The sequence below is a fragment of the Bacillus sp. 123MFChir2 genome (genome assembly GCF_000383235.1).
In the GTDB taxonomy this organism is placed as follows: Bacteria; Bacillota; Bacilli; order Bacillales; family Bacillaceae_G; genus Bacillus_A.
Window position 1 is genome coordinate 1 of record NZ_KB910979.1, and the last position, 25436, is coordinate 25436.

Sequence of the window (25436 nt, forward strand, 5' to 3'; positions counted from 1 at the left end):
CGGAGTTTTGCCGATGCAAAAGAACTACATGGCTATCGATACGCTCGGTTCCGAGGGATGAAGTCTGTCCAAATACAGGCATATCTCACCGCAGCCTGCCAAAACATGAAAAAAATAGCCCTTCATCTGACCAGAAAGGGTCAGTTGAAGGGCTGTTTTTCTTATTTTTTATTGTTTCGTACAATTTTTTTATACATAGTTACAATAAAGGTCATCAGAGGTTGGGAAACCCAAAGGGTTTCCCAACACTCTGGTAAAAGCACTTGCATACGGCAAGTGCTTTTATTTTTATATAACGGCTCGGCTACTAGGGTGCCGGATACTGCCGAACTGCCAATATATTGCAAATAACAGTCGGTAACGGAAAAAAAGACCAACTTCAAAAGGCACCTAGATGCCTTTTGAAGTTAGTTCCTTGTCCTTTATGAAATACACTATCTAGCTGTGACATCTTTTATTGCTTCAGAAATACGATCAACTGTTGCTTTTCCAGCATTTTCAACAGCATCAACGGCATTTTGCATTGCATCGCTTGCTGCTTCAATGCCGCGTTTTGTTTTATTGCGACCTTCGTCAATAGCAGCTTGATTTCGATTTTGTTCAGCCATTTTCTAGCCCTCCTAAAGTCAGTTTTCAACCTTAGTATAAGAAAATATTATTTCACTATTCATGAATGAACTGGAAATAACAATGTGACCTGAATAAGCCCATTTGTTACGGCTGTGATTTCTTTGCATATAAATACAAATTGGAAAACGGACATAAAAACTCTCTTCTTTTTAGGTGAGGACGAGAGCATCTTTCTGCCACATGCGAGCATTTTTAATTCTATGTAGGCGCGGCTTATATGCTGAAAAATTAAAGTGTAGATATAAGGGATAACATTTTTTATTACATAACATATAATCATACCATGTTTGTGAAAAGGTTAACAAAGAAATTGTGAATAAAATTCGAAAATATGATTGTAAATAAAGGGGAATATGATAAAGTATAAATATAACATTAATGAAAACGTTTTCTAGGAGCGTTTTATTTTTTAGATTTAAAGGTCTGATGACCTGGTGGTCTATTTATATGGTTGTTAGCAAACAGGGGATATTAGAAAGGAAGAGGGACTATGAACACATGGACACAAATTTATGATCCGCTAGGTAACATTTGGCTTTCGGCAGCAGTTGCAATGATTCCAATTATATTTTTCTTCTTAGCATTAGCAGTTTTTCGTATGAAAGGCTATGTTGCAGGATTTATTACAGTCGTATTAACAGTTATAATTGCACTTTTCGTTTATAAAATGCCATTTACGATGGCGATGGCAGCAACCGGTTATGGTTTTGCTTATGGCTTATGGCCGATTGCATGGATTATCGTTATGTCAGTGTTTTTATACAAAATTTCAGTAAAAACAGGACAGTTTGATGTTATTCGTGCATCTGTTCTTTCTATTACAAGTGATCATCGTCTACTTGTTATTTTGATTGGCTTCTCATTCGGGGCGTTTTTAGAAGGAGCAGCAGGATTTGGAGCACCAGTAGCGATTACGGCGGCGCTTCTTGCAGGACTTGGTTTAAACCCTTTATACGCAGCAGGACTTTGCTTAATTGCAAATACAGCACCAGTAGCGTTCGGAGCTATGGGTATTCCAATTTTAGTAGCTGGTCAAGTAACAGGTATTGATCCTCATAAAGTAGGACAAATGGCTGGGCATCAATTGCCGCTTCTATCATTATTTGTTCCATTTTTCATCGTATTCTTAATGGATGGATTAAAAGGTGTGAAACAAACGTGGCCTGCATTATTTGTAGCAGGTGGATCGTTTGGGATTACGCAGTTTATTACAGCGACATATCTTGGACCTGAGCTTCCAGACATTACATCAGCATTAGTAAGCTTAGTGAGTTTATCCCTATTCTTAAAAGTATGGCAGCCAAAAGAAATTTATTGTTCTGGAAAAGGACAAGCTGAAGCTGCGGCAACGATAGATGCTAGTTCTACAATGAACTTAACAACGGGAAAAGTTTTAAAAGCATGGTCACCGTTTATTATCTTAACGGTAATGGTTGTGATTTGGAGCCAAAAATTCTTTAAAGATCTATTTGTTCCAGGCGGTGCGCTTGAAAGTTTAGTATTTAAATTTAAAGTTCCAGGTCTGCATAATTTAGTCATGAAGGCGGAGCCAATCGTTAATAAACCAACGCCGTATGAAGCTGTATTGAAGCTTGATATTTTATCGGCAACAGGAACAGCAATTTTAATCGCATGTATCATTACAATGTTTGTTTTAAAAATGAGTCCAAAACAAGCAGTAGCTACATTTAAAGAAACGTTGCATGAATTAAAAATGCCAATTCTATCAATTGGACTCGTACTTGGTTTTGCATTTATCGCAAATTACTCTGGACTTTCATCAACGTTAGCATTAGCGTTGGCGGGAACTGGAAGTTTATTCCCGTTCTTCTCACCATTCCTTGGATGGATTGGGGTATTCTTAACAGGATCAGATACATCTGCAAATGCGTTGTTCTCAAACCTACAAGCGATTACAGCGCAGCAAGTAGGTGTGAAGGAAGTATTGCTTGTTGCTGCAAATACAACAGGTGGTGTAACGGGTAAGATGATTTCGCCGCAATCGATTGCAATTGCATGTGCGGCAGTTGGACTTACTGGGAAAGAATCGGATTTATTCCGCTTCACAGTGAAACACAGTTTATTCTTTGTAACAATTATTGGTATTATCACATATATTCAAGCTTATTATTTAACTTGGATGATTCCTTAAACAACAAAGGGGCTTCTCTTAACGAGAGGTCCCCTTTTTAATTATTTTTGATTTTGATAAGGGAAATGAACCGTTTTAATATGGTATAAATTGAAATGAAAATGTTGATTGCGTGCTGTAATGAGTTCAATTTGACTGTCAGTTACTTCTGTTAATTTTCCAACTTTGTAAGATTGTATGCCTAAATCAAGTAATACAATATGTTGTTTTAGCTTTTTCAATTGTTCAGAAAATGTCCGGGCAAGTGTGAGTTTTGAGGCTGCTGGTGATAGTCTTTCTCTTTCTAAGCCATAGGGCGTTTCAGCTTCTTGATATGGAATAAGATATTTTACGTGATGAAATGGAATGTATAATGTTTGATAGACAGGTGAGAGGAAGACAAAATAGTCATTCATAATATGAGTGACATATCCATGTAAAAAATGTTCGTGTGATAGTGCGAGTTCAATAAATTGTCCTTTTGCCACTTGTAGTGTCTTTCGAAGTGAAATTGTGGATTCGGTTGATAACATATCTTGTGGTAGTAAAGATTCTGGAATTGTGAGATTTTCAAAGAGTAAGGATTCTATGAGTGGAGTTAAATGTTGAATGTGTAAACTAGAGATATACATGTATTTTTCTCCATCATACAATACGATTATATCTGATCCTTTATCAATCATAATCCCTTCAAATGGGAGTTGATTCCCAGATATTGTTACTTGTATGGGCTGATTAACATATTTTTGTAAATGAAGCATAATAATCTCCTTTCTTGTAATGACATACGCTTTTTTTCCTCACTTTTAAGCTGTGAAGACCAATTTCACCCAATAATATAAGCAAAGTAGCGTGAAAATGACAGTTGGCGGAATGACGAGAAATGTCACTTTCATATACGTTCCCCAGCTGATATTTACTTTTCCTTTTCTTGTAATATACATCCACATTAAGGTTGCTAATGTACCGATTGGGAGTAGTAGTGAGCCCATGTCGCTACCGATGATGTTTGCAAGATAAATCGTTTTCAATGTAATCGGATCTAGTCCCATTTCGGTGAGTGCGATCGTACCAATCATTAAGGCAGGATGGTTATTAAAGATGTTAGAGAGGATGGAAAGTAAGCCACCCATAATAAAGTCGGCATGAAATAAACTGCTGGTAATGAGTGGATGAAGTTTTGTAACGAGAAATTCGGTTAAACCGATGTTGTGAAGTCCATACACAATTACGTACATTGAAAATGCGAAAACTAACACATACCAAGGTGTTTTCTTAATCATGTCAATTGGGGGGATACGCAGTTTGTACCATCTCCACCCAAGTAAAATAATAGAGCCAATGACCGCTGTGATGGCGATAGAAAATTGAAAGTACGATGCAATAAACAAGCTGATACGAACGCATAAAACAAATAATAGGATTCCAAACATAAATCGTGTTCGCTTACGGTTTGCATCTATTTGGGGCCTTGGCTGCAATGGATGAAAAGATTTTTTGACGAAATTTTCATCTAAATGTATCGGTAAAACCGGGAGCGTTTTCGGTAATTGTTTTTGAAAGATGAGGAATAATAGGAACGCCATAAAAAGCAGGCCTAAAGTGGCAGGAACAAACATCATTGCTGTATGCATGTATAAATCCATATGGACGATTTTTAAAGCGATTAAATTTACAATATTGCTTACACCAATTGGTGCACTTGAGGCGGTGGCGATGAGTGCGCCGCTTAATAAGTAAGGTATTTTTTGATCATGTGTAAGTCGTAAATGATGTAACAAAAGCAGTAAAATGGGAGTTGTAATTAATATGCTACCATCATTATTAAAGAATAACGTCATGAGAAAACAAAGAAGATTTGTATACCAAAAGAGGCGAATACCAGAGCTTTTGGCTTTTTTGGCAAGTTGAACCGCGCACCAATGAAAAAAGCCGAAACTCTCTAGTACGATTGCCATAACAATGGTTGCCATAATTGTTATAGCAGCGCCAATAATTTTTGAGCTAATATCACCTAAGTCAGCAAAAGAAACGGTACCGCTTAAAATGACAATCATTGCCCCAATTGTTGCTGGAATTGCTTCATTCATTCCTTTTGGTCGCCAAAAGATGATAAGCATAGTTCCGAGAAAAGCTAGTATGGTTATTGTAGATTGTAGGCTGATCAACTCTTTCACTCCTGTTCTTATAGTGAAGTGTCCGTACAAAGTATATTCCTATACCGGCTTATATTACATATGTATGACGTGTGGATTTTGCTTGTACTAAGTGAAATAACTATTTTTTGAGTGAAAAAGAAAAAATGTAAATATCTTTGCATTTTTTAGACAATGATGTATGATAGGAGCGTAGTAAAAATTTAATCAGTGATAAACTAGGGGTGCCCGATAGAGCTGGGCTGAGAGAGAAGCGTGTTGAAGCTTCTTAACCCTTTGGACCTGATCTGGTTCGTACCAGCGGAGGGAAGTTGACGGCTTTACATAACAATGTCTTTATGTTGCCAGGTCCTATTCTTTATTATGGACCTGGCTTTTTTATTTGGCATTGCTAGCCGCTAGTTCTCATCCTTGTCACTAGAAAAGTGAAGCCGACTGTTTAGGAGGCGAAACCGAATCTAAAGAAAAGTGAAGCCACAGGGGAGGAAAAAATGATGAAACAATCTGTTTCAGCTGAGCAAATTGAACTTAAGTCAAGTTTACCAGGGAGCAAGAAAGTATATGTAGAAGGTACACGTGAAGGCATGAAAGTACCAATGCGTGAGATTGCACAAAGCGATACAAATGGTGTACCAAACCCGGCTATTCGTGTATATGATACGAGCGGTCCTTATACAGATCCGAATTACAAAGTGGAGTTAGAAAAGGGATTGCAAGCGCCGCGCCGCTCATGGATTGTGGAACGAGGAGATGTAGAGGAGTATGAAGGTCGTGAAGTGAAGCCGGAAGATGATGGGGTGAAAGCAGCGTCTACACATACGCCTGTATTCCCGCAAATGGGACGGAAGCCACTTCGTGCAAGAGACGGGGCAAATGTTACGCAAATGCATTATGCGCGTAAAGGGATCATTACACCGGAGATGGAATATGTAGCAATTCGCGAAGGTATGGAGCCGGAGTTTGTGCGTAAGGAAATCGCTGAAGGCCGCGCTATTTTACCAGCAAATATTAATCACCCAGAAGCAGAACCAATGATTATTGGCCGTAACTTCCATGTGAAAGTAAATGCGAATATTGGGAACTCAGCTGTTTCATCATCTATTGCTGAAGAAGTTGAGAAGATGACGTGGGCAACACGCTGGGGTGCTGATACAATTATGGATCTTTCTACCGGGAAAAATATTCATACGACGCGTGAATGGATTATACGAAATGCTCCTGTACCAGTTGGAACAGTACCAATTTATCAAGCGCTTGAAAAGGTAAACGGAATTGCCGAAGATTTAACGTGGGAAGTATACCGTGATACGCTAATTGAACAAGCGGAGCAAGGAGTAGACTACTTTACAATTCATGCTGGTGTACTGCTTCGTTACATTCCGCTTACAGCGAAGCGTGTAACAGGAATTGTATCACGCGGCGGTTCGATTATGGCGCAGTGGTGTTTATACCATCATCAAGAAAACTTCTTATACACACACTTTGAAGAAATTTGTGAAATTATGAAGAAGTACGATGTTTCCTTCTCTCTTGGAGATGGGTTACGCCCTGGTTCGATTGCGGATGCAAACGATGAATCTCAATTCTCTGAGCTTGAAACATTAGGAGAACTTACGAAAATTGCTTGGAAGCATGACGTCCAAGTGATGATTGAAGGGCCAGGACATGTACCGATGCATTTAATTAAAGAGAATATGGATAAAGAACTTGAAATTTGTCAAGGTGCACCGTTTTATACGCTTGGACCGTTAACGACAGACATTGCACCTGGGTATGATCATATTACTTCTGCAATCGGTGCAGCGATGATCGGCTGGTTTGGTACAGCAATGCTTTGTTATGTAACACCGAAAGAGCATCTAGGCTTGCCAAACAAAGATGACGTTCGTGAAGGTGTCATTACGTATAAAATTGCTGCACACGCTGCTGATCTTGCGAAAGGTCACAAAACAGCACACGAGCGTGATGACGCTCTTTCAAAAGCACGCTTTGAATTCCGCTGGCGCGATCAATTTAATTTATCATTAGACCCTGAACGTGCAATGGAATATCACGATGAAACATTGCCGGCAGAAGGAGCAAAGACAGCGCATTTCTGCTCTATGTGTGGTCCGAAGTTTTGCAGTATGAGAATTTCGCATGATATTCGTGAGTATGCGAAAGAGAATGATTTAGAAACAACAGAAGCAATTGAGAAAGGTATGAAAGAAAAAGCGGAAGAGTTTAAAGAAGCGGGTAGTCAGTTATATAAATAAGTAGAAAAGCTGAAATAAAGAACCTAAAAAAATATATAGATGCAAATTGAAAAACCGACACAACCCCCCCTTTTTTAGGGGAGGACGAGAGCGTCTGGCCGCGCATAGTAGCGGTCAGTGCCTTTTCCTGCCACATGCAATGTAAAACAAAGATAGAAGGCAAGTGGAGGGCCTGTTTTGTTTTATGTGCTAGGGTTTTTAATAGATTTATATAGAAAGCACCTTTTTGAACACATCTTCAATCTATGATTATGTGTACCTAACTTAATATAGATGATTATCCCCCCGCTGAGCGAGAGCGGGGGGATTTGTTGTTCTATGGAGATGGGAAATGAGACGAATGATAGTAAAATTATGTTTAGTAGTTTTAATATTCAAAGAATTATAAAATTAGTTAAAATACTATATAATGAATATGAACAATAACCAATATTTGGTTTTTGTTTATTGTATAAATCCACTTTAGTTTTCCGACATATAGATTGCTGTTATGCAGAGAAAAAGGGAACTTTACTCGCTTGCTATCTCTGGTTTTCACTACGCATGTAGCAAAAATAGGCCCTGACCGCTTCTACGCATGGCCAGACGCTCTCGACCATCTAAAAAGAAAAGGGGTTTATGTTAGGCTTTTAATTTGGATTTATATATATGTTACGAAAAGGAGATGAGGTATTGGAATTAGATAGATTAAGAGAGGATATAGCGGCAAGAGGTAAACGGGGATTGCATTTTATTCTGGCTTCAATCATGATTTGGAGTGCTATCTTAGTATTATGGCTACTTCCGTTGAAAGGGATATCAACAAAAAACTTATTAACATTTTGCATTACTGCAACACTGTTACCAATCGCTTTTATGATATCTAAATTAATTAAAGCGGAATTTTCAACGAAAGATAATTCGTTAAACAATTTAGGGATATTATTTTCTTGTAATCAATTCCTATATATTTTAATAGCAATGTGGATTTATCAAGCAGTCCCTGAAAAAATGGTTATGATATTAGCAATAATATTTGGAGCACATTTACTACCTTTTGGATGGCTGTATAAATCTAAAGCGTATTTTGTAATGGCTATCGTTGTTTCTTTCGCATCTTTAGTAGTAGGAATTATTTTTAACCCAGTAATAGTGGCAATCGTTATGATATTTTTAGAAATTGTATTCTCTATATGGCTAAGTTTTGAGATTAAGGCTTTAGGAAATTAGGATGTATATAAATACAAATTGAAAAAATGACATAAAAACCTCTTTCTTTTTTAGGGGAGGACGAGAGCAACTGGCCATGCATAGAGGCGGTCAGTACCTTTTCCTGCCACGTGCAATGTTTTAAAACAAAGATAGACAGTAAGTAGCAGCCATGTTTTGTTCTGCATAGCAGCGACTCAGATGTTAAAAGGTCAACTTGTATTTATATAAATAATCATCCCCCTGCTGAGCGAGAGCAGGGGGATTTTGTTTCGTTTGATAAGTTAACGGGCGAAAACGAGCTGTACCCAGTAGAATAAGAGGAAGAGTGTTACGATTGTGGTGAGTGGGATAACAATTAAGGAGACGCTCAAGTAATCTTTCCATTTTACTTTAATTTTATTTTGCTTTAGGATATACATCCAAATAAGAGAAGCAAGTGTACCGATTGGTAATAATAATGATCCCATATCGCTCCCAATGATGTTTGCAAGATAGATGGTTTTGAGGGTAATTGGATCTAATCCCATTTCTGTTAAGGTAATTGTTCCAATCATTAAGGCAGGATGGTTGTTAAAGATGTTTGATAGAAGTGAAACGAGTCCCCCCATGGTAAAGCTGGCATATAATAAACTTTGATTGACAATCGGTTCGCATGCTTGGACAAGCCAAGCTGTTAATCCAGCATTATGAAGCCCGTAAATCATAACGTACATGGAGAAAGCGAAAATGAGAATGTGCCACGGTGTCTTTTTTAATATATCGACTGGGTTTGTTCGTAAATAATACCATCTCCAGATGAGGAGAACGAGAGAGCCAATCACGGCAACAATTTCAATCGGAATGGCAAAGAACGAGGCGACGAAAAGAAGACAACGCATAAGGAAGACAAACAGTAACACTTTTAACATAAATTTCGTGCGTTTACTTTTCGTATCAATCGAATTTTTCCCTTTTAATGGATGGAAGTGTTTTGTGAAGAAGACCTCTTCAATGTCGTAAGCGGATTTTGGTAGTTGTTTCGGTAATTTCTTTTTCACAACTATATACATGAGCCATGACATAAAGAGAAGTCCTAATGTTGCAGGCACAAACATCATTGCTGTATGCATATAGAGCGTCATATGAACGATATTTAGTGCGATTAAATTTACAATATTACTAACGCCAATTGGAGCACTAGAAGCAGTTGCAATTAATGCGCCGCTTAATAAATATGGAATTTGTTGATGCGGTTTTAATTGAAGGTTTTTTAGAAGTAAAATTAAAATTGGTGTTGTAATTAAAATACTACCATCGTTATTGAACAATAATGTCATAAGAAAACAGAGCAATTGGATATACCAATATAAGCGATGCCCAGAGCCTTTTGCTAAGTTTGCGAGTCTGGCTGCTGCCCAGTGAAAGAAACCAAAACTTTCTAATATAACAGCCATAACGATCGTGGCGAGGATGGTAATAGAGGCGCCGCCGATTTTACTAATGATATTGGCAATGTCACTGCGTGATACGAGCCCGGCAATAATGATAATCCCGGCTCCAATTGCAGCTGGCCATGCTTCATTTAATCCGCCTGGTCGCCAAAATATGATGGTCATGGTAAGAAGAAAAACAACGACCGTAATCCAAATTTCGATACCCATAGCTAGCCTACCCTTCTAATTTTTGAAATTTGAACAAGAGTATTTCGACTTGTCCAAGACTTTCTACTTAATCATATTCAAATTGTTAAAAGAAGGTATAAGTCATTACACTAACTATTGTAAATATGTACGTTTGATACCTTAGGGGAAAGATCTAGTATATAGGAATTTTGGGATGAAAATAGGCACATATTCAGTATGTGCCTATTAGGTATTTATAAGAGAAAAGTGAATGCGTGCATCTACCTAATTTTCTTTTGCTAGGTAAATGCGGAGTGAAATCTACTCTTTATTTTGTGGTAGGTGATGTTTGACTAAGAACTTTTAATTATATATAGATGCAAATTGAAAGATTAACATAAAAAACCTTTTCTTTTTCGGTGGTCGAGAGGGACTGGCCATGCATAGAATCGGTCAGAGCTAACTATCAGTGAGAAAAGCGTCGCTGATGGAAGTTTCACTTTAAAAACGATCGATCCTTCAAGAATAAGTTCCAGAAGAAGATGAAGCCTGGTAATAAAATTGCGATACCGATAGCATAGAGGACGAGCAGTGCATAAAATGTTTCTGTCGTCGTAAAACTTGTGAATACGGTCACCTCTGGATAAATAATATACGGAAGATGGGCAACGCCGTAAGCATAGCTTGCAAATCCATATTGGGCGACGACAGAAAGAACAGCAATGCGTGGCCAACCTAGTATTCCTTTCCTTTTGTTTGTCCACCAAAGTGAGGAATAGCCAATAATAAAAAAGATAATTGAGATTGTAAACCATAGAAACTGTTTAATTAAACCTTCCATGAGCCAATGTGTTTCTGGTTCCATGACGACAAGTGCGATGATAGCAGTGACAAGCGTTGCAGGGCCGAGTAAAATAGCATTTCGCCGATAGAGACGATATGTATCTTTTGAGCCTTGTTCGCTAGCAAAGTCAGCGAGAAAGAGAGCTGATAAAAAGAGTTCGGATGTTAGGCCAAAGAGCATGTACCAATATACAACTGGACTTGATAATAACTTTCCATATAGTAACGTTTCTTTCCCGTTAGCCGTGGTAATGAAAGCTCCTTCCGTTACAGGGAGAACTGTAATTAAGAGAGCTGGAATTAATAGACCTGTAATGCCTGAAATTGTACGCAGTATACGTTCGTATTTTGGTACAGAGTAAGCGAACACCATAAAGGTACTACGAATGGCAACGAGAATGAGAATTAAGGTAACGGGTACAAACATTGCTGTTGCAAGTGTAAATGCAGCTTTTGGAAAGAAGCCAAGGAACGCTACAACGACAAAGACTAGAAATGTATTCGTAACTTCCCATGTTGGAGATAAGTAGCGATTCGCCAGCTTTCCAGCAAGTGTTGGATGCTTTGCGTAAACCATTCCCCAAAAGCCGGCTCCGAAGTCAATGGAGCCTAAAATACTGTATACAAAAACGACGGCCCAGAGAATGATAATGGCGATACTTGCTTCATGCATGTGAATCCCCCCTGTTCGGTTGTAAGTCGTTCTTTAGTGGATGGCGCTTAAAGAATGTTCGTAATACGAAGACAGTTAGAGCACCAAGTGCAATGTAAAGGATGACAAATACGACGAATAATGGTCCGACAAAATCAGCGCGCGTGGCAGCATCTGTCGTCCGCTGAAATCCATAAATTGTCCAAGGCTGCCGGCCGCTGCAGCTGAAAATCCAACCAAATTCAATGCCAAGAAGCATAATTGGACCGCACGCCGCAGTAGCCCATAGCATCCATTTCGGCAATTGTCCTCCTTTTTTTCGATAAATGAAGTACCAATATCCAAGGGCAATTGCAGCAACAGCGAATGTAAATGTAGCTGCTCCGACCATTAAATCAAAGAATAGATGAGTGTAAAAAGGCGGCCATGTTTCTTTTGGAAATTCATTTAATCCTTTTACAACTGTACTTGGAGAAAAACCAACTAACATGCTCAGCAGATTTGGAAATTCAATAGCGTATTTTAATTTGTTTGTTTCTGGATCAAGTACGCCGCCAACAGCTAGCGGTGCATGTGATTGAGTCTGATATAATGCTTCTGCTGCTGCTAATTTCTCTGGTGAGTGCTCATGCAGTGCAATCGCAGATTCATGTCCAGAAAGCCACATGATTGCGCCTGCAATAAATGTGACAATTAGACCTAAATATAGTCCTTTTTTATGATAGGTAATCTCCTGTGCGCTCTTATTTCGTTTTAATAATTTAAAACCGGCGATTGAGGCGATGACAGCAGCCCCTGTTGCATAAGCTGTAATAACAACATGGATGGAGCTTGTGACAAAGCTTGGATTAAAAAAGGCTTTCCAAGGGTCGACATTATAGACTGAGCCGTCTGCAGCCATTGAAAATCCGGCTGGTGTATTCATCCATGTATTTGCTGATGTAATAAGTACAGCAGATGCAGTTGCACCGAACATCACAAAAAAGAGCGATATTAATCGCATGGATGGTGGCAACTTATCAGCAGCATACACATAAATGGACATGAACAATGCTTCTAGGAAGAAGGCGAAAATTTCAATTTGAAATGGGACGGAAATGACTTGTCCGACAATCTTAGCAAAGCCAGGCCAAAGCAAGGAAATCTGGACGCCTACAATTGTTCCTGTTGGAATGGCAACACCGAGGAGAATCGCAAATGCTTTCGTCCACCTCTTGGCCATCACAGAATAATCGGGATCCTTTTTCCAGTGATATAACACTTCACTTATAAAAATCATTAAAGAAAGTCCGATTCCTAGCGTTGCAAAAATAATATGGAAAGCTAACGATGATCCAAAGAAAGCGCGCGATAGTGTAACAGTATCCATATGTCCTACTCCTCTTCTTTTTTTGCCATTATTTTCTTACTGTTGTGGAAAATTTATTCAAAAAAGTGACGAAAAATATGTGTGTACTTGAGGAGAGATTATGATATTATAATGTTGAAATCTTTAGAAAATAAACAAAAAGAAGAATTTGTATTTTAGAATTGTGCTTTGAAGAAAAATGTTTTATAATGCTTTATGCGAACGTTAGTTCCGTTTTTATCTTTTATAAACGATAAGGCAGAAGTGCTAATGTTCACTGGATTTAGTCGTATTCATGAAACGGAGGGGGAAGTTTTCATGTATCCAGAAGTCATTAAAAAAATGGCATTTTCGAAAGAGCATAAAGATTTATTGTTAAAGTTATATAATAAAGAAATTACAAGGCGCGAATATGATCGTCTCGTACAGGTATTATATCGGCCAGCAAAAGAAAGTGTGTAATGAAGGGATAACTTCATTCTATAGTATTGAAGAAAAAGAGGTAATCTGAAAAAGGTTACCTCTTTTGTGTGTCGTTATTTGCGAAATTAAGCGCTTCTTGATTAAAGTTTCACTTTATATAGATGCGAATTGAAAAACTAACATAAAACCCCTTTTCTTTTTCGGTGGGCGAGAGCAACTGGCCATGCATAGAGGCGGTCAGTACCTTTTCCTGCCACGTGCAATGTTTTAAAACAAAGATAGACAGCAAGTAGCAGCCATGTTTTGTTCTGCATAGCAGCGACTTAGATGTTAAAAAGTCAACTTGTAATATATATGCTCGTCATATAAGAATTTCTCTAGACATATATATAGGTTAGCTTAACCTTATGGTGAGCTGTAACGAGCTAATGAGAAAGGGGGAGGGTATATGAATATTTTACTTTGCTGCGCCGCGGGGATGTCTACGAGTTTGCTTGTTACAAAGATGGAGAGAGCAGCAGAGGCGCAAGGGATAGAAGCTAGAATTTGGGCCGTATCTGGGGCGGAAGTGCAGGGGCATATCGATGAAGCGGATGTATTATTACTTGGCCCGCAAGTACGTTATCTATTACCGAAAATGCAAGAGCTCTGTAAAGAAAAAGGAATACCTGTGAATGTCATTCAATCTGTACATTATGGACTTTGTAATGGAGAAGCGGTGTTACAAGCAGCGTTGTCAATGAAGGCATAAGGAGAGTGAAGAGAATGACGGGATTTTTGGAAAGATACGTTATGCCTTTAGCAGGAAGAATTGCAGAGCAGCGTCACTTACAAGCTGTTCGAGACGGAATTATTTTAACGATGCCTTTCTTAATTATCGGATCATTTTTCTTAATTATTAGTGCGTTGCCGATACCTGGATATAATGAGTTCATGGCCAACTTATTTGGGGATGGCTGGCAAAAAGCATTAGGGTATCCGGTAAGTGCCACGTTTAATATTATGTCTTTCATCGCTAGTTTTGGAATCGCTTACAGACTGGCGGAACAATATAAAGTAGATGCATTAGCATCAGGGACATTGTCGCTTGTATCCTTCTTATTAGCAACACCATTTCAAGTTTTTCATATTGTAGAAACGACAAAGGAAAGTATTTTAGTAGAAGGCGTGATCCCAGCTGCACTTACTGGTAGCCAAGGATTATTTGTGGCAATGATTTTAGCACTTATATCTACAGAAATATACCGCGTTATTATCCAGAGAAATATTGTGATTAAAATGCCAGAAACAGTACCGCCAGCAGTGGCGCGTTCGTTTGTTGCACTTATCCCTGGTTTTGTTGTGATTACTGTAGTGTGGATTATACGGCTAATTTTGGAACATACCTCGTTTGGTAGCATTCATAATATTGTGGGACAATTGCTACAAGCGCCGCTTAGTACACTTGGTGCTAGCGTATTTGGAGCAGTGATTGCGATTATTCTTGTTCAATTATTGTGGGCATGCGGGATTCACGGGGCAGCGATTGTTGGGGGCGTAATGGATCCCATTTGGCTCTCATTAATGGATCAAAACCGCATTGCCTTTCAAGCTGGGCAGGATGTGCCAAATACAATTACAAAGCAATTCTTTGATTTATGGATTTATATGGGTGGTTCTGGGGCAACGCTCGCACTTGTCGTAGCAATGTTACTATTCGCACGAAGTCAGCAATTAAAAAGTTTAGGCCGGTTATCTATTGGACCAGGTATTTTTAATATTAATGAGATGGTGACATTTGGAATGCCAATTGTATTAAACCCCCTTCTTCTTATTCCATTTATTCTTGTTCCTCTTGTTCTAACGATTGTGACATATTTTGCGATGGAATGGGGCCTCGTAGCGCGGCCGAGCGGCGCAGCTGTACCGTGGACAACACCTATTCTATTTAGTGGCTATTTAGCAACAGGTGGTAAGGTTTCAGGTGTTGTAATGCAGCTAGTAAACTTCTTCTTAGCTTTTTTTATCTATTTCCCATTCTTAAAAATGTGGGATAAGCAAAAGCAGGCAGAAGAAAAGGGGGGCAGGTAGAGGGATATGGATACGACAGAGACAACGGCTTTTCATTTAATTTTACACGGGGGAAATGCGAGAAGCTCAGCGATGGAGGCAATTCAATTTGCGAAACAAGGACAGCTTTCCGAAGCGGACGGAAAATTACAAGAGGCGGACAGCGAGTTAAAGGAAGCGCATCGCTTACAAACAGCGTTGATTCAACGAGAGGCAGGCGGCGAAAAGGTCGAACTTACGCTACTGTTCGTTCACGCACAGGATCACCTTATGAATGCTATGACAATGAGGGAATTAGCGAGTGAGTTTGTTGATTTGTATAGGAAGATGTTAGATGGAAAATAGGCCTTGCGGGTGCAAGGTCTTTTTTATGCACCGAAAACGACAAGTTAAACAAATAACGGGGCCACTTATGTACATATCCATTTATTTTTCCCACATTTATGTAAAAATAAAGTAGTAAAGGGGGGCTGATATGAAGGTTCATATTGATTTAGACCCAGCACATGAAGAACTAGAAATCGTGATAAGGACGAAAGAAATGACTGAAGATGTTCAGCACATTTTGAAAATATTAGAAGGGGGGACGATCAAGCAAATTGTTGGGATAGCAGGTCAACAGTTTTATTTATTGGAGTTTAAGGAGATATATTGGTTCTATTCGGAAGACAGGAAGGTATTTGCTCAAACGACAAAAGGGAATTTGGAAGTAAAACACCGGTTGTACGAATTAGAGACTTCCTTACAGCGAGAAGGATTTGTTAGGTTCTCAAAATCGACAATTGCAAATATAAAGCATGTAAAAAGTTTTGAAATGTCGTTTAGTGGCAGTATGTGTGCTCATTTTTCAAATGGAATGAAAGAGTACGTTTCGCGAAAATATGTACCACTTATTAAAGAATTTTTGAATATAGGAGGTTAGTATGATAATGGATAGAATAGGTGCAAGGCTAGCAACTGGTATGGGGATGGCGATGTTTTATAGTTTGTTATTTTTGGGAATCGGTTATGCAAACGGGATGGAGACGATAGAGACAAGGACATTGTTAATCCAACTTGTTGTAGCAAATATAATTGGGATTATCTTTTCGATAGCTTCCTTTGTTTTTGAGAGAGAGGAATGGAGCTTATTAAAACAAACAACCACTCATTTCATTATATTATTAGGAACATTTCTTCCAGTGGCAGTATGGCTGGGATGGGTTCCTAATCAAGCGAGTTCCATTCTCATTTGTGTAGGAGTCTTTATAATCGTTTACTTCGTGATCTGGTTTGCGATGACGATGTATTGGAAGAAAAAGATTGAGGGATTAAATAACCAAATTAAATAAGAAGGAGAATACAAAACACGCCGTGTATGGAAAGTACTTGGCGTGTTTTGTATGAATGTGATCGTTTAGTTAATAACTGTGATTTCTCCTAAGCCGCGAATCAGCCGTTTTATATGCAATTGTTTCGGCTTGAATATAGGTAATATATAATCGATGGCTTGTTGCGGGTCTACCTTTGTTCCACACGTATAGCAGTCAATGGCTGCGAATTTTTTTTCTGGATACGTATGAATAGAGATATGACTTTCCGATAGTAAAACTAATATTGTAACTCCAGATGGTTCGAATGTTCTGGAGTCTACTGATAATATAGTTGCACCGCACACATTGGCTGCCGTGACTAAATGTTGTTGTAAGAATTCACAATCATTTAATAAGGCGGTGTCTATCCCCCACATATCTACTATTATATGTCTTCCAAATGTTGAATACTCCATGATACCTCCTGTTTATATAAGACTAATATTCCATATCTTCTTGATAGCAACGGTGTAGAGTAAGTTTGTTCTCTGTGTTGATTACTGCATTTTTCTGTTCCTCTAAGAGGTCTTCTCTAAAGCGAAATAATAAAGCGAGGTTGTTTGGAAGTGTTCGATGAGGAACGGTTACGGGTAGTGGGTTTCTATTGCGCATAATAGAAGAAGAATTGGTCGCGATATGAAAGCCCCAATCGTTTCCGAAAGAAGGAACTATTGTATGATAGCTTGCAACTGTTAGTCCAATGCTACGAATTGTTCGGCCTATGCTCCAATAGGTAAGCGGTGCATCTTCTGGTGAGTTAGATTGACAGACGAACGCTCCACCTTTCGTAAGGAACCTAGATACAACAGAAAATAATTCTTTCGTATATAGCTGACTTAATGTCTCGGTTGCAGGGTCTGGGAAGTCGATAATAATCACGTCATATTTACGAGATTTTGTACGTAAAAATTTCCGAGCATCGTATGCATGGATTTTTACACGCTTATCGAAAAAAGCACCTTCATTTAATGCGACAACTTCCGGCACATTGGTTGCAATTTTGATAACTTCTTCATCCAAATCGACAAGATCGACGAGGCGAACCGTTTGATATTTTAAAACTTCTCTTAATGCAAGGCCATCCCCGCCCCCTAAAATGAGAACAGATTTTGGAGAATCTACTAGCGCCATTGCAGGATGAACAAGTGCTTCATGATACAGTCGCTCATCTACAGAGCTAAATTGTAATTGCTCATCAAGATACATTCTTACATCATTTACCTTTAGCAGATCAATCTTTTGGTATTGGCTCTTTCCTTGAAATAGAGCAGTATGTTTGTCTGCTAATATTTCTCCTAAACTCAGTTTGTCCCATATATCCCCATGGCTGTAACTTTGAGATGATGTTGAGTCTGATTTATTGCTGTTATATTTTTTACAATCTGAAGTAGATTCTTTCTTTTGATCTTGCTTCCGACAGTTTCTCGACATGTTGAGCCCCTTTCTTTTATGTGAAATAGATTTTGTAGGTTCATGTTAGTATATGTAAATTACCAGGGAAGAATTGGGTTACTTTCAATTTTGGGAGAAATTTTTTATAGAATAGATTCATAGAGAATTTTGTTCGGAAAAACTGTTTTCTACACGTATACGACTATATATAACTGACTAGTTTCTTCATCTTCTGTGCTTATTCTCTCAAAATCTTGTCCATACTGGTTCCAAGGACAAGAAAAAGGAGCGGATTATGATGAAGCGTTTGAAGATTACAAATACACATGGCCTTACAATTACTGACTTGCGGATACAAGAAAAACAGGAAAACAATGCATTTTTTCGCACACGTATTATGGCCGTGCGTCTCGTCATGCAAGGGAAATTGGGTAAAGAAGTAGCCGAGATTTGTGGGATCCATCGTCAGTCTGTTTCCGAATACGTAAAACGGTTTAATGAAGGTGGCATGGACCTCCTTCTCGAGCGTAAAATGGCACCGGGACGTGCATGTTTTCTAACGGACGACCAACAACAGGCGCTCAAAGAAATCATTCTAACGAGCACACCGACGGATCAAGGGTTGGGAAGCGCTGTGTCCTGGACTACACCAGTCATTCAGGAATATTTGCGTCGTACGTATGATGTAGAAATGTCGACTACAGGTGTTTTACGCATGCTTTGGCGGTTGAAGTTAAGTTATACCCGTCCGACCTACACACTCAAGAAGGCAGATCCCAAAAAACAGTGTATGTTCCGACATCAAATTACTTTGATTAAAAAAAACTGCTGACCGAGGATATGGTTCTTCTCTATCAAGACGAGACGCATGTACGGGCGTATCAAAGTCTACACGCTACTTGGTCACAACGGGGATCGCAAAAATAGATTCCAACTTATGGTCATCATGCTAGCGTAACCGTTTTTGGAACAGTAAACGCCCAAACAGGAGAAGTCGTACACCAAACAGCGTCTTCCTGTAAACAGGAAGATTTTTTGTCATTCCTCTTCTATGTACTAAAGCAATATAAAGATAAGTTTGTGGTCATGGTCACAGACAACGCTCGCATTCATAAAAGTAAATCCGTGCAAAACTTCTTGCATGAACAGAAAGAGCGGCTGATGTTGGTATATCTTCCTCCATACTCGCCGAATTTAAATCCAATTGAGAGACTGTGGAAATGGTTAAAACAACAGGTTATTGCCAACAGATTTCATCCGACACAAGCATCCATAAAAGAGGCGGTACAAGACTTTTTTTCAGACATTGCTATCACTCCCCAAGCCGTACTTCGTCGGCTTGGGTTGCATTAAGTCACATGTCGAAAAGACAAGTCAGTTATATATAGAAAACTAATTGCTGTATAAATTTCATGTAAATGTGTGTCAATAATGCGTTCTTTTTGTAACACATAGTCTTATTTCTAGTAATACAAAAGAAAAACGTGCAAAAAACATTGATAGAAGTTTCACTTTATTACATTTGATTCTTTAATCATTATTACTCCGACAACACCAGAAGAAGCAATTCAAGAAGCGCATCATTTTCAAACCAGGCTCATACAATCAGAAACAAGAGGAGAAAAAATAGGGATTACATTACTACACTGAATAAACTTTCAATTTATAAAAAATCAATGCGAAAGGAGAACATGTAGCATGCGTGGAATAAAAATTGCAACCATTGGCGGTGGCTCTAGTTATACGCCGGAGTTGATTGAAGGTTTTATTAAGCGCTATCATGAACTGCCTGTTCGGGAAATTTGGTTAATTGATGTGGAAGAAGGGAAGGAAAAGTTAGAGATTGTTGGCAACTTAGCAAAGCGTATGGTGAAAAAAGCAGGAGTACCAATTGATATTCATCTGACGCTAGATCGCCGTGAAGGATTAAAGGATGCAGACTTTGTGACAACGCAGTTTCGCGTTGGATTGTTAGAAGCGCGCGGCAAAGATGAAGCCATTCCGTTAAAATATGATGTCATCGGTCAGGAGACAAATGGTCCTGGCGGTTTATTTAAAGCTTTACGAACAATTCCGGTTATTCTAGCTATTTGTAAAGACATAGAGGAGCTTTGTCCAAACGCATGGTTAATCAATTTTACAAATCCAGCGGGCATGGTAACAGAAGCTGTTCTTCGCTATACAAATATTCAAAAAGTCGTTGGCTTATGCAACGTTCCGATTGGGATTCGTATGGAATTAGCAAAGATTCTCGAGGTAGATTCAAGCCGTGTACACGTTGATTTTGCAGGCTTAAATCATATGGTGTACGGATTGGATGTGTATGTAGATGGTGTGAGCATCATGGATCGTGTGCTGGAATTAATGACTGATCCAGAGAAACAAATGACGATGAAAAATATTGCCATGCTGGATTGGGAGCCTGATTTTATTCGTGCGCTTCGGGCAATTCCATGTCCATACCATCGTTATTATTACAAAACACGCGAAATGTTAGAAGAAGAAAAGAAGGCGTCCCTGGAAAATGGCACACGTGCAGAAGTAGTGAAAAAGCTAGAGAATGATTTGTTTAAGCTGTATAAAGATCCGAACTTAGATAGTAAACCACTGCAACTAGAAAAACGCGGCGGAGCATATTATAGCGATGCGGCCTGTAGTTTAATTACGTCTATTTATAACAATAAGGGTGATATTCAGCCTGTAAATACACGAAATAATGGTGCAATCGCAAGTTTGCCGGCAGATTCTGCTGTTGAGGTAAATTGTGTGATTACAAAGGATGGCCCAAAACCGATTACGGTTGGGGACTTACCAGTGCCAGTTCGCGGTTTAGTTCAGCAAATTAAATCGTTTGAACGTGTAACAATTGAAGCCGCTATAACAGGCGATTATCATAAAGCGCTGCTGGCGATGACCATTAATCCACTTGTGCCATCTGATAAAGTAGCCAAACAAATTTTAGATGAAATGCTGGAAGCTCATAAAGAGTATCTCCCGCGGTTTTTCAAAAAGACGTAAAAACTCTTTTCTTTTATGATGGGGGCGAGGGGGACTGGCCGTGCGTAGTAGCGGTCAGTGCCCTTTTCAGCCTCGTGCGATGTGAAAACAAAAGGTAGGAAATGAGTACGGGTCATTATGTGTTTAGTATGCCTGCGACTTGTTTGTTGAAAAGCCTCTAAAAGCCCATGTTTTTTAGAGGGACGAGAGGAACTGGCTGTGTATAGTAGCGGTTAGAGCTTGTTTTTCTCTGTGCGATGAAGTAGTGGGTATTGAGATTTTTCTGCTGAAAAATCAAAATGGCTGTATATAGGGGGCTGTCATGATTCAATTAATTGTAAACGCAGATGATTTTGGCTTAACACGAGGGGTAAACTACGGTATTATTGATGCGCATGTGAATGGGCTTGTTAATTCGACAACGCTGATGATGAATATGCCGGGTTTAGAACATGCCGTGCAATTAGCGAAGGAATATAAGACGCTTGGAGTTGGGGTACATCTTGTCTTAACCGCAGGGAAACCACTTCTTTCTGATGTACCTTCACTTGTAAAAGAAGATGGTTCGTTTCATTCGCAAAGTACGGTGTGGGAAGGAAGGGTAGATCCATATGAGGCTGAGCGAGAATGGACTGCACAAATTGAAAAGTTTCTATCATATGGTTTAACACCGACGCATTTGGATAGCCATCATCATGTACATGCACTGCCGATTTTGCATGATGTATTAGAGAAATTAGCAGAGAAATATCATCTTCTGGTGCGCCGCTGCGAACAAAAACGTGCAGTACGTCCATTTTCTGATGTGTTTTTTCACGACTTTTACGGAGATGGTGTAACGGACGATTACTTTACAAAACTAAGTGAGCGTGTACAAGACGGGACAACAGTTGAAGTTATGGTACATCCGGCTTATATAGATGCAGAGCTTGTGAAACGCTCGTCTTATGTCATGAAGCGTGTTGAAGAGTTACGTATTTTAACAGAGAGTAAGCTTCCGAGCGGGATTGAGCTTGTGAAGTTTTAGGAGTCGTACAAATGGGGACCTAAACCTGCAAAGTGCAGTTTAGGTTCTATGTAAATTCATTTTGATTTTTCAGCGCATAAGTCGCTGCTATGTAAAACAAAACAGGACCTGCACTCGCTTGCTCTCTTTGTTTGAAACCTCACATATGGAAGAAAAAGGAACTGACCGATTCTATGCACGGCCAGTTCCTCTCGCCCATCTAAAAAGAAAAGGGTTTTTTATGGTTTGTAATGATTTAGTGTTATTTCACCCAGCGTCTTACTAATTCTAACTCACTAGCTGAATATTCTTTTTCTCCGTAACGGACTCTTTCATAAATCGGTATAATGTTTGTTGGCTTATTAAGTCTTAGTAGCCACCGCTGTACGGTTTCGTATGATTTTCTTCTGTTATGTTTAGGTAGATTTTTTTCCCATTTCATTAGTTCTAATCGAATTTCATTATGAATCGAATTGATGTCATTGTTATGTTTATCTGCCATAGGAGTAGTTTCTGTGTGAGTTTGTTGTATAGGACGTACAATAGAGGGGGATTCAGTTGATTTTCTATGTTTTTTCTTTTTGAAATATAGAAAAGCAAGAATGATAGTTGCAGTAATAATTATGATAGTTAGCCATGATTTTTTGTTATTTTGAATGGTTTCATTGATCGCACCTAAAATCTTATCTTTCCATGGTATTTGAATAGGTGGGCCTTCTTGGTCACCGTCGTCTTCAATTTCTATTGGGTCATCATGTGGTGCTGGCATTTGTTTTTTCCAATCTGCTTCATAGTTATAATAATGTCCCCAACCTATAAATTTTCTAAATTCCTGCTGTGTAAATAAAGAAAATGTAGATAGTCCCCATGAAATGATTATAAACAGGACAACAATTATCGTTCGAGAGAACCAGAGCCGATTTTTAGGCATGCGCAATGCAACTCCTGTTTCTAAATTTGTTTGTTCTGTAGATCGTAACATAATTTGTAGGGAATATAAATTAAATATTCTAAAAATTAAAAGAAACGAGTTCAAAGGTCTGCTTCTTATACTTTTTGATACGATCCAGCGCTTACCCGCATGTTGGGTATCGTCGAAGGGGCTTTAAATTGTGTCGAACCGCCGATAAAAGTGACACTTCCGCCGACATATTGGTAGAAACGTAAAAACGAGACTGACGGAAACAGCATCTATGTGCTTTTTCCATCAGTCTCGTTTCAGAGGATCGACAAAATCATCCCGCTTATCGCACCAATAATAACAATGACCCACGGCGGTATTTTCCAAAAGGAAAGCATTGTAAATAAGAGTAATGCGACAACGAAATCAGCGGGCTGCATCACCGAGCTTGTCCAAATTGGATGATAGAAAGCGGCGAGTAAAATGCCGACAACAGCTGCATTTATCCCGAACATAGCTCCTTGTACGTACGGTTTGCGGCGCAGTGCATCCCAAAAAGGCAATACACCGACAACGAGTAAGAAGGCGGGAAGGAAAATGGCAATTGTCGCGATTGTTGCCCCGATTGTTCCGTCCATAATGGCCCCGATATAAGCAGCAAATGTAAATAATGGCCCAGGAACGGCTTGCGTCATTCCGTAGCCAGCGAGAAATTGTTCTTTCGTTATATAGCCGTTTGACACAAATTCATTTTCTAGGAGCGGAAGAACGACATGACCGCCGCCAAAGACGAGAGAGCCTGAGCGATAGAAACTATCAAACATAGCAATCCAGTGCGAGAAAGGGCGTAGTATCGGCAATAGTATGAATAAGAGAAAGAATAAAAATAGACATAGTGCTCCGACTTTGCGTGAGGTGGGAATAGATATCGCTGTTTCAGCAGTTATCGTATGTTCTCTGTATAAGAGCCATCCAATGATGCCCGCAAATAGAATAACGATAATTTGTATCCAAGCGGTTTGGATTAATAGAACGGCAGCTGCTGCAATGACTGCAATCGCTATGCGGTTTCGGTCTGGTGTTAGCTTTTGCGCCATTCCCCATAATGCATGAGCGACGATTGCTACGGCTACTAGTTTTAGGCCGTGAATCCACCCAGCGTGTGCGATTTCGATCTGCTGCAGTAATGAAGCAAACAGGACGAGAATAAGAACGGAAGGGAGCGTAAATCCAAGCCAAGAAACAATAGACCCAAGTATACCGCCTCGTGATAACCCAATTCCGATTCCAACTTGACTACTAGCAGGGCCGGGAAGGAATTGACAAAGTGCTACAAAATCAGCGTAGCTTCTTTCATCCATCCATTTTCGTTTCTGAACGTATTCGTTATGAAAATAGCCAAGATGTGCAACAGGACCTCCGAAGGAAGTGAGCCCAAGCTTTGTGGAAACGAGAAAGATTTCTATTAATATTTGCAAGTGTTTTACGATACTTTGTTTAGATTTCATAGCGATGGGAGTCACCTTTTTCTTGAGAAAGTTTTTGGTAAACCTAGCGGCTGCTTCTATATGAATCCATTTTAATTTTCCGACATATAGATTGCTGCTATGCAGACTGCAACACGAACTGTACTCGCTTGCACCTTTGTTTTAAAATATCGCATGTGGCAGTAAAAGGCCTTGACCCCTTCTATGCATGGCCAGATGCTCTCGCCCACCTAAAAAAAGATGGTTTTATGTCGTCTTTTTAAATTTGGATATATATAAAGGGCCAGTTTTATAAATCATATCGAATCTATGTAAATAAGAAAATATCAAGAATGTTATGAGTATGTAAAATTGCATGTGTGAGAAGTAACTTTTTATGTTACATTAAAAATGTAAGAAGATAGCCTCCTAACTATCTTTGAGCCAACGGATAATAGTTCTGCAAAATCACTTGTCATTGAGAAAGAACAAAAGGATCCTCTTCGTTGAGACTTCTTTTGTTCTTTTTCTTTTTAACAAAGAAATACATGATAAAAACTACTTCAACTAATTTTAAGTACTTTTCATTTGGTTGAAGTGGTTTTTATTTTTGCATGTTTTAAGTGTTTTTTCGCGATTGTATATAAATACAAACTGACTTTTTAACATCTAAGTCGTTGCTATGCAGAACAAAACATGGCCGCTACTTGCTGTCTATCTTTGTTTTAAACTTTGCACGTGGCAGGAAAAGGCTCTGACCGCCTCTATGCATCGCCAGTTGCTCTCGCCCACCGAAAAAGAAAAGGTTTTTTATGTTAGTTTTTCAATTTGTATCCATATACATATAAAAGTTGAACAGCTTTAGTAGAGACTAAAGCTGTTATAATCTCGCGTCTTTCCAAAAGTTCACTTCTGAATGAGAAGAAGGATGATAAGGAAGGAGTATATATCCTTGTGAATAAAGATAGTCAATAACTTTTGGTAAGATTTGTACAGTGACGTTTGAATCATGCATTAAAATGACTTCGACTGGTTTATCACTT

General features: G+C 39.0%; 23 protein-coding genes, 3 pseudogenes and 1 riboswitch. Of the genes and pseudogenes, 15 read left to right on the plus strand and 11 right to left on the minus strand.

Features of this window, described 5'->3' with window-relative positions; translation table 11 throughout:
- Window positions 1–138 (plus strand): annotated as a pseudogene (locus H280_RS25375) (transposase); the annotation flags it as partial.
- 296 nt (window positions 139–434) lie between these two features.
- On the opposite strand, the gene H280_RS26215 reads toward H280_RS25375, so the two are convergent.
- A complete protein-coding gene (locus H280_RS26215) occupies window positions 435–608 on the minus strand; it encodes a hypothetical protein (RefSeq protein WP_020062929.1) in 174 nt (57 codons plus the stop codon).
- Window positions 609–1120: 512 nt separating this feature from the next.
- Between H280_RS26215 and H280_RS0120175 the strand changes: the two genes are divergently transcribed.
- On the plus strand, window positions 1121–2782 hold the full coding sequence (locus H280_RS0120175) for a lactate permease LctP family transporter (protein ID WP_020062930.1): 1662 nt from the start codon (window positions 1121–1123) through the stop codon (window positions 2780–2782).
- Window positions 2783–2823: 41 nt separating this feature from the next.
- Here H280_RS0120175 and H280_RS0120180 read toward each other — a convergent pair whose 3' ends face one another.
- Window positions 2824–3522 carry a hypothetical protein gene (locus H280_RS0120180; protein ID WP_020062931.1) on the minus strand — a complete coding sequence of 233 codons (699 nt, stop codon included), beginning with the start codon at window positions 3520–3522 and terminating at the stop codon, window positions 2824–2826.
- 45 nt (window positions 3523–3567) lie between these two features.
- On the minus strand, window positions 3568–4926 hold the full coding sequence (locus tag H280_RS0120185; RefSeq protein ID WP_028411320.1) for an arsenic transporter: 1359 nt from the start codon (window positions 4924–4926) through the stop codon (window positions 3568–3570).
- Between the two features lie 201 nt (window positions 4927–5127).
- Window positions 5128–5243: riboswitch (TPP riboswitch) on the plus strand.
- Window positions 5244–5411: 168 nt separating this feature from the next.
- Between H280_RS0120185 and thiC the strand changes: the two genes are divergently transcribed.
- Complete coding sequence (gene thiC / locus H280_RS0120190) at window positions 5412–7172, plus strand: phosphomethylpyrimidine synthase ThiC (protein ID WP_020062933.1); 1761 nt, start codon at window positions 5412–5414, stop codon at window positions 7170–7172.
- Between the two features lie 672 nt (window positions 7173–7844).
- Window positions 7845–8381: a DUF7010 family protein gene (locus H280_RS0120200; RefSeq protein WP_028411321.1), complete on the plus strand. Its 537-nt coding sequence runs from the start codon at window positions 7845–7847 to the stop codon at window positions 8379–8381.
- A 263-nt stretch (window positions 8382–8644) separates the two neighbouring features.
- On the opposite strand, the gene H280_RS0120205 is transcribed toward H280_RS0120200, so the two are convergent.
- From H280_RS0120205 to H280_RS0120215, 3 genes are all read right to left on the minus strand, one after another.
- Complete coding sequence (locus H280_RS0120205) at window positions 8645–10003, minus strand: arsenic transporter (protein WP_020062936.1); 1359 nt, start codon at window positions 10001–10003, stop codon at window positions 8645–8647.
- Window positions 10004–10460: 457 nt separating this feature from the next.
- Window positions 10461–11480 carry a cytochrome d ubiquinol oxidase subunit II gene (locus H280_RS0120210; protein WP_020062937.1) on the minus strand — a complete coding sequence of 340 codons (1020 nt, stop codon included), beginning with the start codon at window positions 11478–11480 and terminating at the stop codon, window positions 10461–10463.
- Complete coding sequence (locus tag H280_RS0120215) at window positions 11473–12828, minus strand: cytochrome ubiquinol oxidase subunit I (protein WP_020062938.1); 1356 nt, start codon at window positions 12826–12828, stop codon at window positions 11473–11475. The genes H280_RS0120210 and H280_RS0120215 overlap by 8 nt, the downstream gene beginning before the upstream one ends.
- Window positions 12829–13125: 297 nt before the next feature.
- Between H280_RS0120215 and H280_RS26220 the strand changes: the two genes are divergently transcribed.
- The 6 genes from H280_RS26220 (at window position 13126) to H280_RS0120245 (ending at window position 16610) form a co-directional block, all read left to right on the plus strand.
- A complete protein-coding gene (locus H280_RS26220) occupies window positions 13126–13269 on the plus strand; it encodes a hypothetical protein (protein WP_020062939.1) in 144 nt (47 codons plus the stop codon).
- A 409-nt stretch (window positions 13270–13678) separates the two neighbouring features.
- Window positions 13679–13981 (plus strand): PTS sugar transporter subunit IIB, encoded by a 303-nt coding sequence (locus tag H280_RS0120225; protein WP_020062940.1) that lies wholly within the window; start codon window positions 13679–13681, stop codon window positions 13979–13981.
- A gap of 14 nt (window positions 13982–13995) precedes the next feature.
- Window positions 13996–15300: a PTS cellobiose transporter subunit IIC gene (celB, locus tag H280_RS0120230; protein ID WP_020062941.1), complete on the plus strand. Its 1305-nt coding sequence runs from the start codon at window positions 13996–13998 to the stop codon at window positions 15298–15300.
- Between the two features lie 6 nt (window positions 15301–15306).
- Entirely contained in the window at window positions 15307–15624 is a 318-nt protein-coding gene (locus tag H280_RS0120235) for a PTS lactose/cellobiose transporter subunit IIA (RefSeq protein ID WP_020062942.1), read from the plus strand.
- A 130-nt stretch (window positions 15625–15754) separates the two neighbouring features.
- Window positions 15755–16201, plus strand: a complete 447-nt coding sequence (locus H280_RS0120240) for a LytTR family DNA-binding domain-containing protein (RefSeq protein ID WP_020062943.1) — start codon at window positions 15755–15757, stop codon at window positions 16199–16201.
- Between the two features lies 1 nt (window position 16202).
- Window positions 16203–16610, plus strand: coding sequence for a DUF3021 domain-containing protein (locus H280_RS0120245; protein ID WP_020062944.1), 408 nt, complete (start codon window positions 16203–16205; stop codon window positions 16608–16610).
- Between the two features lie 65 nt (window positions 16611–16675).
- Here the strand turns inward: H280_RS0120245 and speD are convergent, their stop codons facing one another.
- Complete coding sequence (gene speD / locus H280_RS0120250; protein WP_020062945.1) at window positions 16676–17047, minus strand: adenosylmethionine decarboxylase; 372 nt, start codon at window positions 17045–17047, stop codon at window positions 16676–16678.
- Window positions 17048–17069: 22 nt separating this feature from the next.
- On the minus strand, window positions 17070–18062 hold the full coding sequence (locus tag H280_RS0120255) for a hypothetical protein (protein ID WP_020062946.1): 993 nt from the start codon (window positions 18060–18062) through the stop codon (window positions 17070–17072).
- Between the two features lie 256 nt (window positions 18063–18318).
- On the opposite strand from H280_RS0120255, the gene H280_RS26225 reads away from it, so the two are divergent.
- The 5 genes and pseudogenes from H280_RS26225 to chbG all read left to right on the plus strand — a co-directional run bounded on the left by H280_RS26225 (window position 18319) and on the right by chbG (window position 22047).
- Window positions 18319–18855 carry a helix-turn-helix domain-containing protein gene (locus H280_RS26225; RefSeq protein ID WP_331271154.1) on the plus strand — a complete coding sequence of 179 codons (537 nt, stop codon included), beginning with the start codon at window positions 18319–18321 and terminating at the stop codon, window positions 18853–18855.
- A 95-nt stretch (window positions 18856–18950) separates the two neighbouring features.
- Window positions 18951–19376, plus strand: coding sequence for an IS630 family transposase (locus tag H280_RS26230; protein WP_231401802.1), 426 nt, complete (start codon window positions 18951–18953; stop codon window positions 19374–19376).
- Between the two features lie 204 nt (window positions 19377–19580).
- Window positions 19581–19667 (plus strand): annotated as a pseudogene (locus H280_RS26630) (PTS lactose/cellobiose transporter subunit IIA); the annotation flags it as partial.
- Window positions 19668–19721: 54 nt separating this feature from the next.
- Window positions 19722–21041, plus strand: coding sequence for a 6-phospho-beta-glucosidase (locus H280_RS0120270; RefSeq protein ID WP_020062949.1), 1320 nt, complete (start codon window positions 19722–19724; stop codon window positions 21039–21041).
- A gap of 301 nt (window positions 21042–21342) precedes the next feature.
- Window positions 21343–22047, plus strand: coding sequence for a chitin disaccharide deacetylase (gene chbG, locus H280_RS0120275; RefSeq protein WP_020062950.1), 705 nt, complete (start codon window positions 21343–21345; stop codon window positions 22045–22047).
- A gap of 241 nt (window positions 22048–22288) precedes the next feature.
- Here chbG and H280_RS0120280 read toward each other — a convergent pair whose 3' ends face one another.
- The 3 genes and pseudogenes from H280_RS0120280 to H280_RS25390 form a co-directional block, all read right to left on the minus strand.
- Window positions 22289–22957, minus strand: a complete 669-nt coding sequence (locus H280_RS0120280; protein WP_020062951.1) for a hypothetical protein — start codon at window positions 22955–22957, stop codon at window positions 22289–22291.
- A 287-nt stretch (window positions 22958–23244) separates the two neighbouring features.
- Window positions 23245–24435 (minus strand): chromate transporter, encoded by a 1191-nt coding sequence (locus tag H280_RS0120285; RefSeq protein WP_020062952.1) that lies wholly within the window; start codon window positions 24433–24435, stop codon window positions 23245–23247.
- Window positions 24436–25273: 838 nt separating this feature from the next.
- Window positions 25274–25436, minus strand: a pseudogene (locus H280_RS25390) (polysaccharide deacetylase family protein); the annotation flags it as partial.

Excerpts from the sequence above, each read along its gene's own strand:
- H280_RS26215 (WP_020062929.1), bottom strand. The coding sequence starts at position 608 with ATGGCTGAACAAAATCGAAATCAAGCTGCTATTGACGAAGGTCGCAAT.
- H280_RS0120175 (WP_020062930.1), top strand. The coding sequence starts at position 1,121 with ATGAACACATGGACACAAATTTATGATCCGCTAGGTAACATTTGGCTT.
- H280_RS0120180 (WP_020062931.1), bottom strand. The coding sequence starts at position 3,522 with ATGCTTCATTTACAAAAATATGTTAATCAGCCCATACAAGTAACAATA.
- thiC (WP_020062933.1), top strand. The coding sequence starts at position 5,412 with ATGAAACAATCTGTTTCAGCTGAGCAAATTGAACTTAAGTCAAGTTTA.
- H280_RS0120205 (WP_020062936.1), bottom strand. The coding sequence starts at position 10,003 with ATGGGTATCGAAATTTGGATTACGGTCGTTGTTTTTCTTCTTACCATG.
- H280_RS0120210 (WP_020062937.1), bottom strand. The coding sequence starts at position 11,480 with ATGCATGAAGCAAGTATCGCCATTATCATTCTCTGGGCCGTCGTTTTT.
- H280_RS0120215 (WP_020062938.1), bottom strand. The coding sequence starts at position 12,828 with ATGGATACTGTTACACTATCGCGCGCTTTCTTTGGATCATCGTTAGCT.
- H280_RS26220 (WP_020062939.1), top strand. The coding sequence starts at position 13,126 with ATGTATCCAGAAGTCATTAAAAAAATGGCATTTTCGAAAGAGCATAAA.
- H280_RS0120225 (WP_020062940.1), top strand. The coding sequence starts at position 13,679 with ATGAATATTTTACTTTGCTGCGCCGCGGGGATGTCTACGAGTTTGCTT.
- celB (WP_020062941.1), top strand. The coding sequence starts at position 13,996 with ATGACGGGATTTTTGGAAAGATACGTTATGCCTTTAGCAGGAAGAATT.
- H280_RS0120235 (WP_020062942.1), top strand. The coding sequence starts at position 15,307 with ATGGATACGACAGAGACAACGGCTTTTCATTTAATTTTACACGGGGGA.
- H280_RS0120240 (WP_020062943.1), top strand. The coding sequence starts at position 15,755 with ATGAAGGTTCATATTGATTTAGACCCAGCACATGAAGAACTAGAAATC.
- H280_RS0120245 (WP_020062944.1), top strand. The coding sequence starts at position 16,203 with ATGATAATGGATAGAATAGGTGCAAGGCTAGCAACTGGTATGGGGATG.
- speD (WP_020062945.1), bottom strand. The coding sequence starts at position 17,047 with ATGGAGTATTCAACATTTGGAAGACATATAATAGTAGATATGTGGGGG.
- H280_RS0120255 (WP_020062946.1), bottom strand. The coding sequence starts at position 18,062 with ATGTCGAGAAACTGTCGGAAGCAAGATCAAAAGAAAGAATCTACTTCA.
- H280_RS26225 (WP_331271154.1), top strand. The coding sequence starts at position 18,319 with ATGATGAAGCGTTTGAAGATTACAAATACACATGGCCTTACAATTACT.
- H280_RS0120270 (WP_020062949.1), top strand. The coding sequence starts at position 19,722 with ATGCGTGGAATAAAAATTGCAACCATTGGCGGTGGCTCTAGTTATACG.
- chbG (WP_020062950.1), top strand. The coding sequence starts at position 21,343 with ATGATTCAATTAATTGTAAACGCAGATGATTTTGGCTTAACACGAGGG.
- H280_RS0120280 (WP_020062951.1), bottom strand. The coding sequence starts at position 22,957 with ATGCCTAAAAATCGGCTCTGGTTCTCTCGAACGATAATTGTTGTCCTG.
- H280_RS0120285 (WP_020062952.1), bottom strand. The coding sequence starts at position 24,435 with ATGAAATCTAAACAAAGTATCGTAAAACACTTGCAAATATTAATAGAA.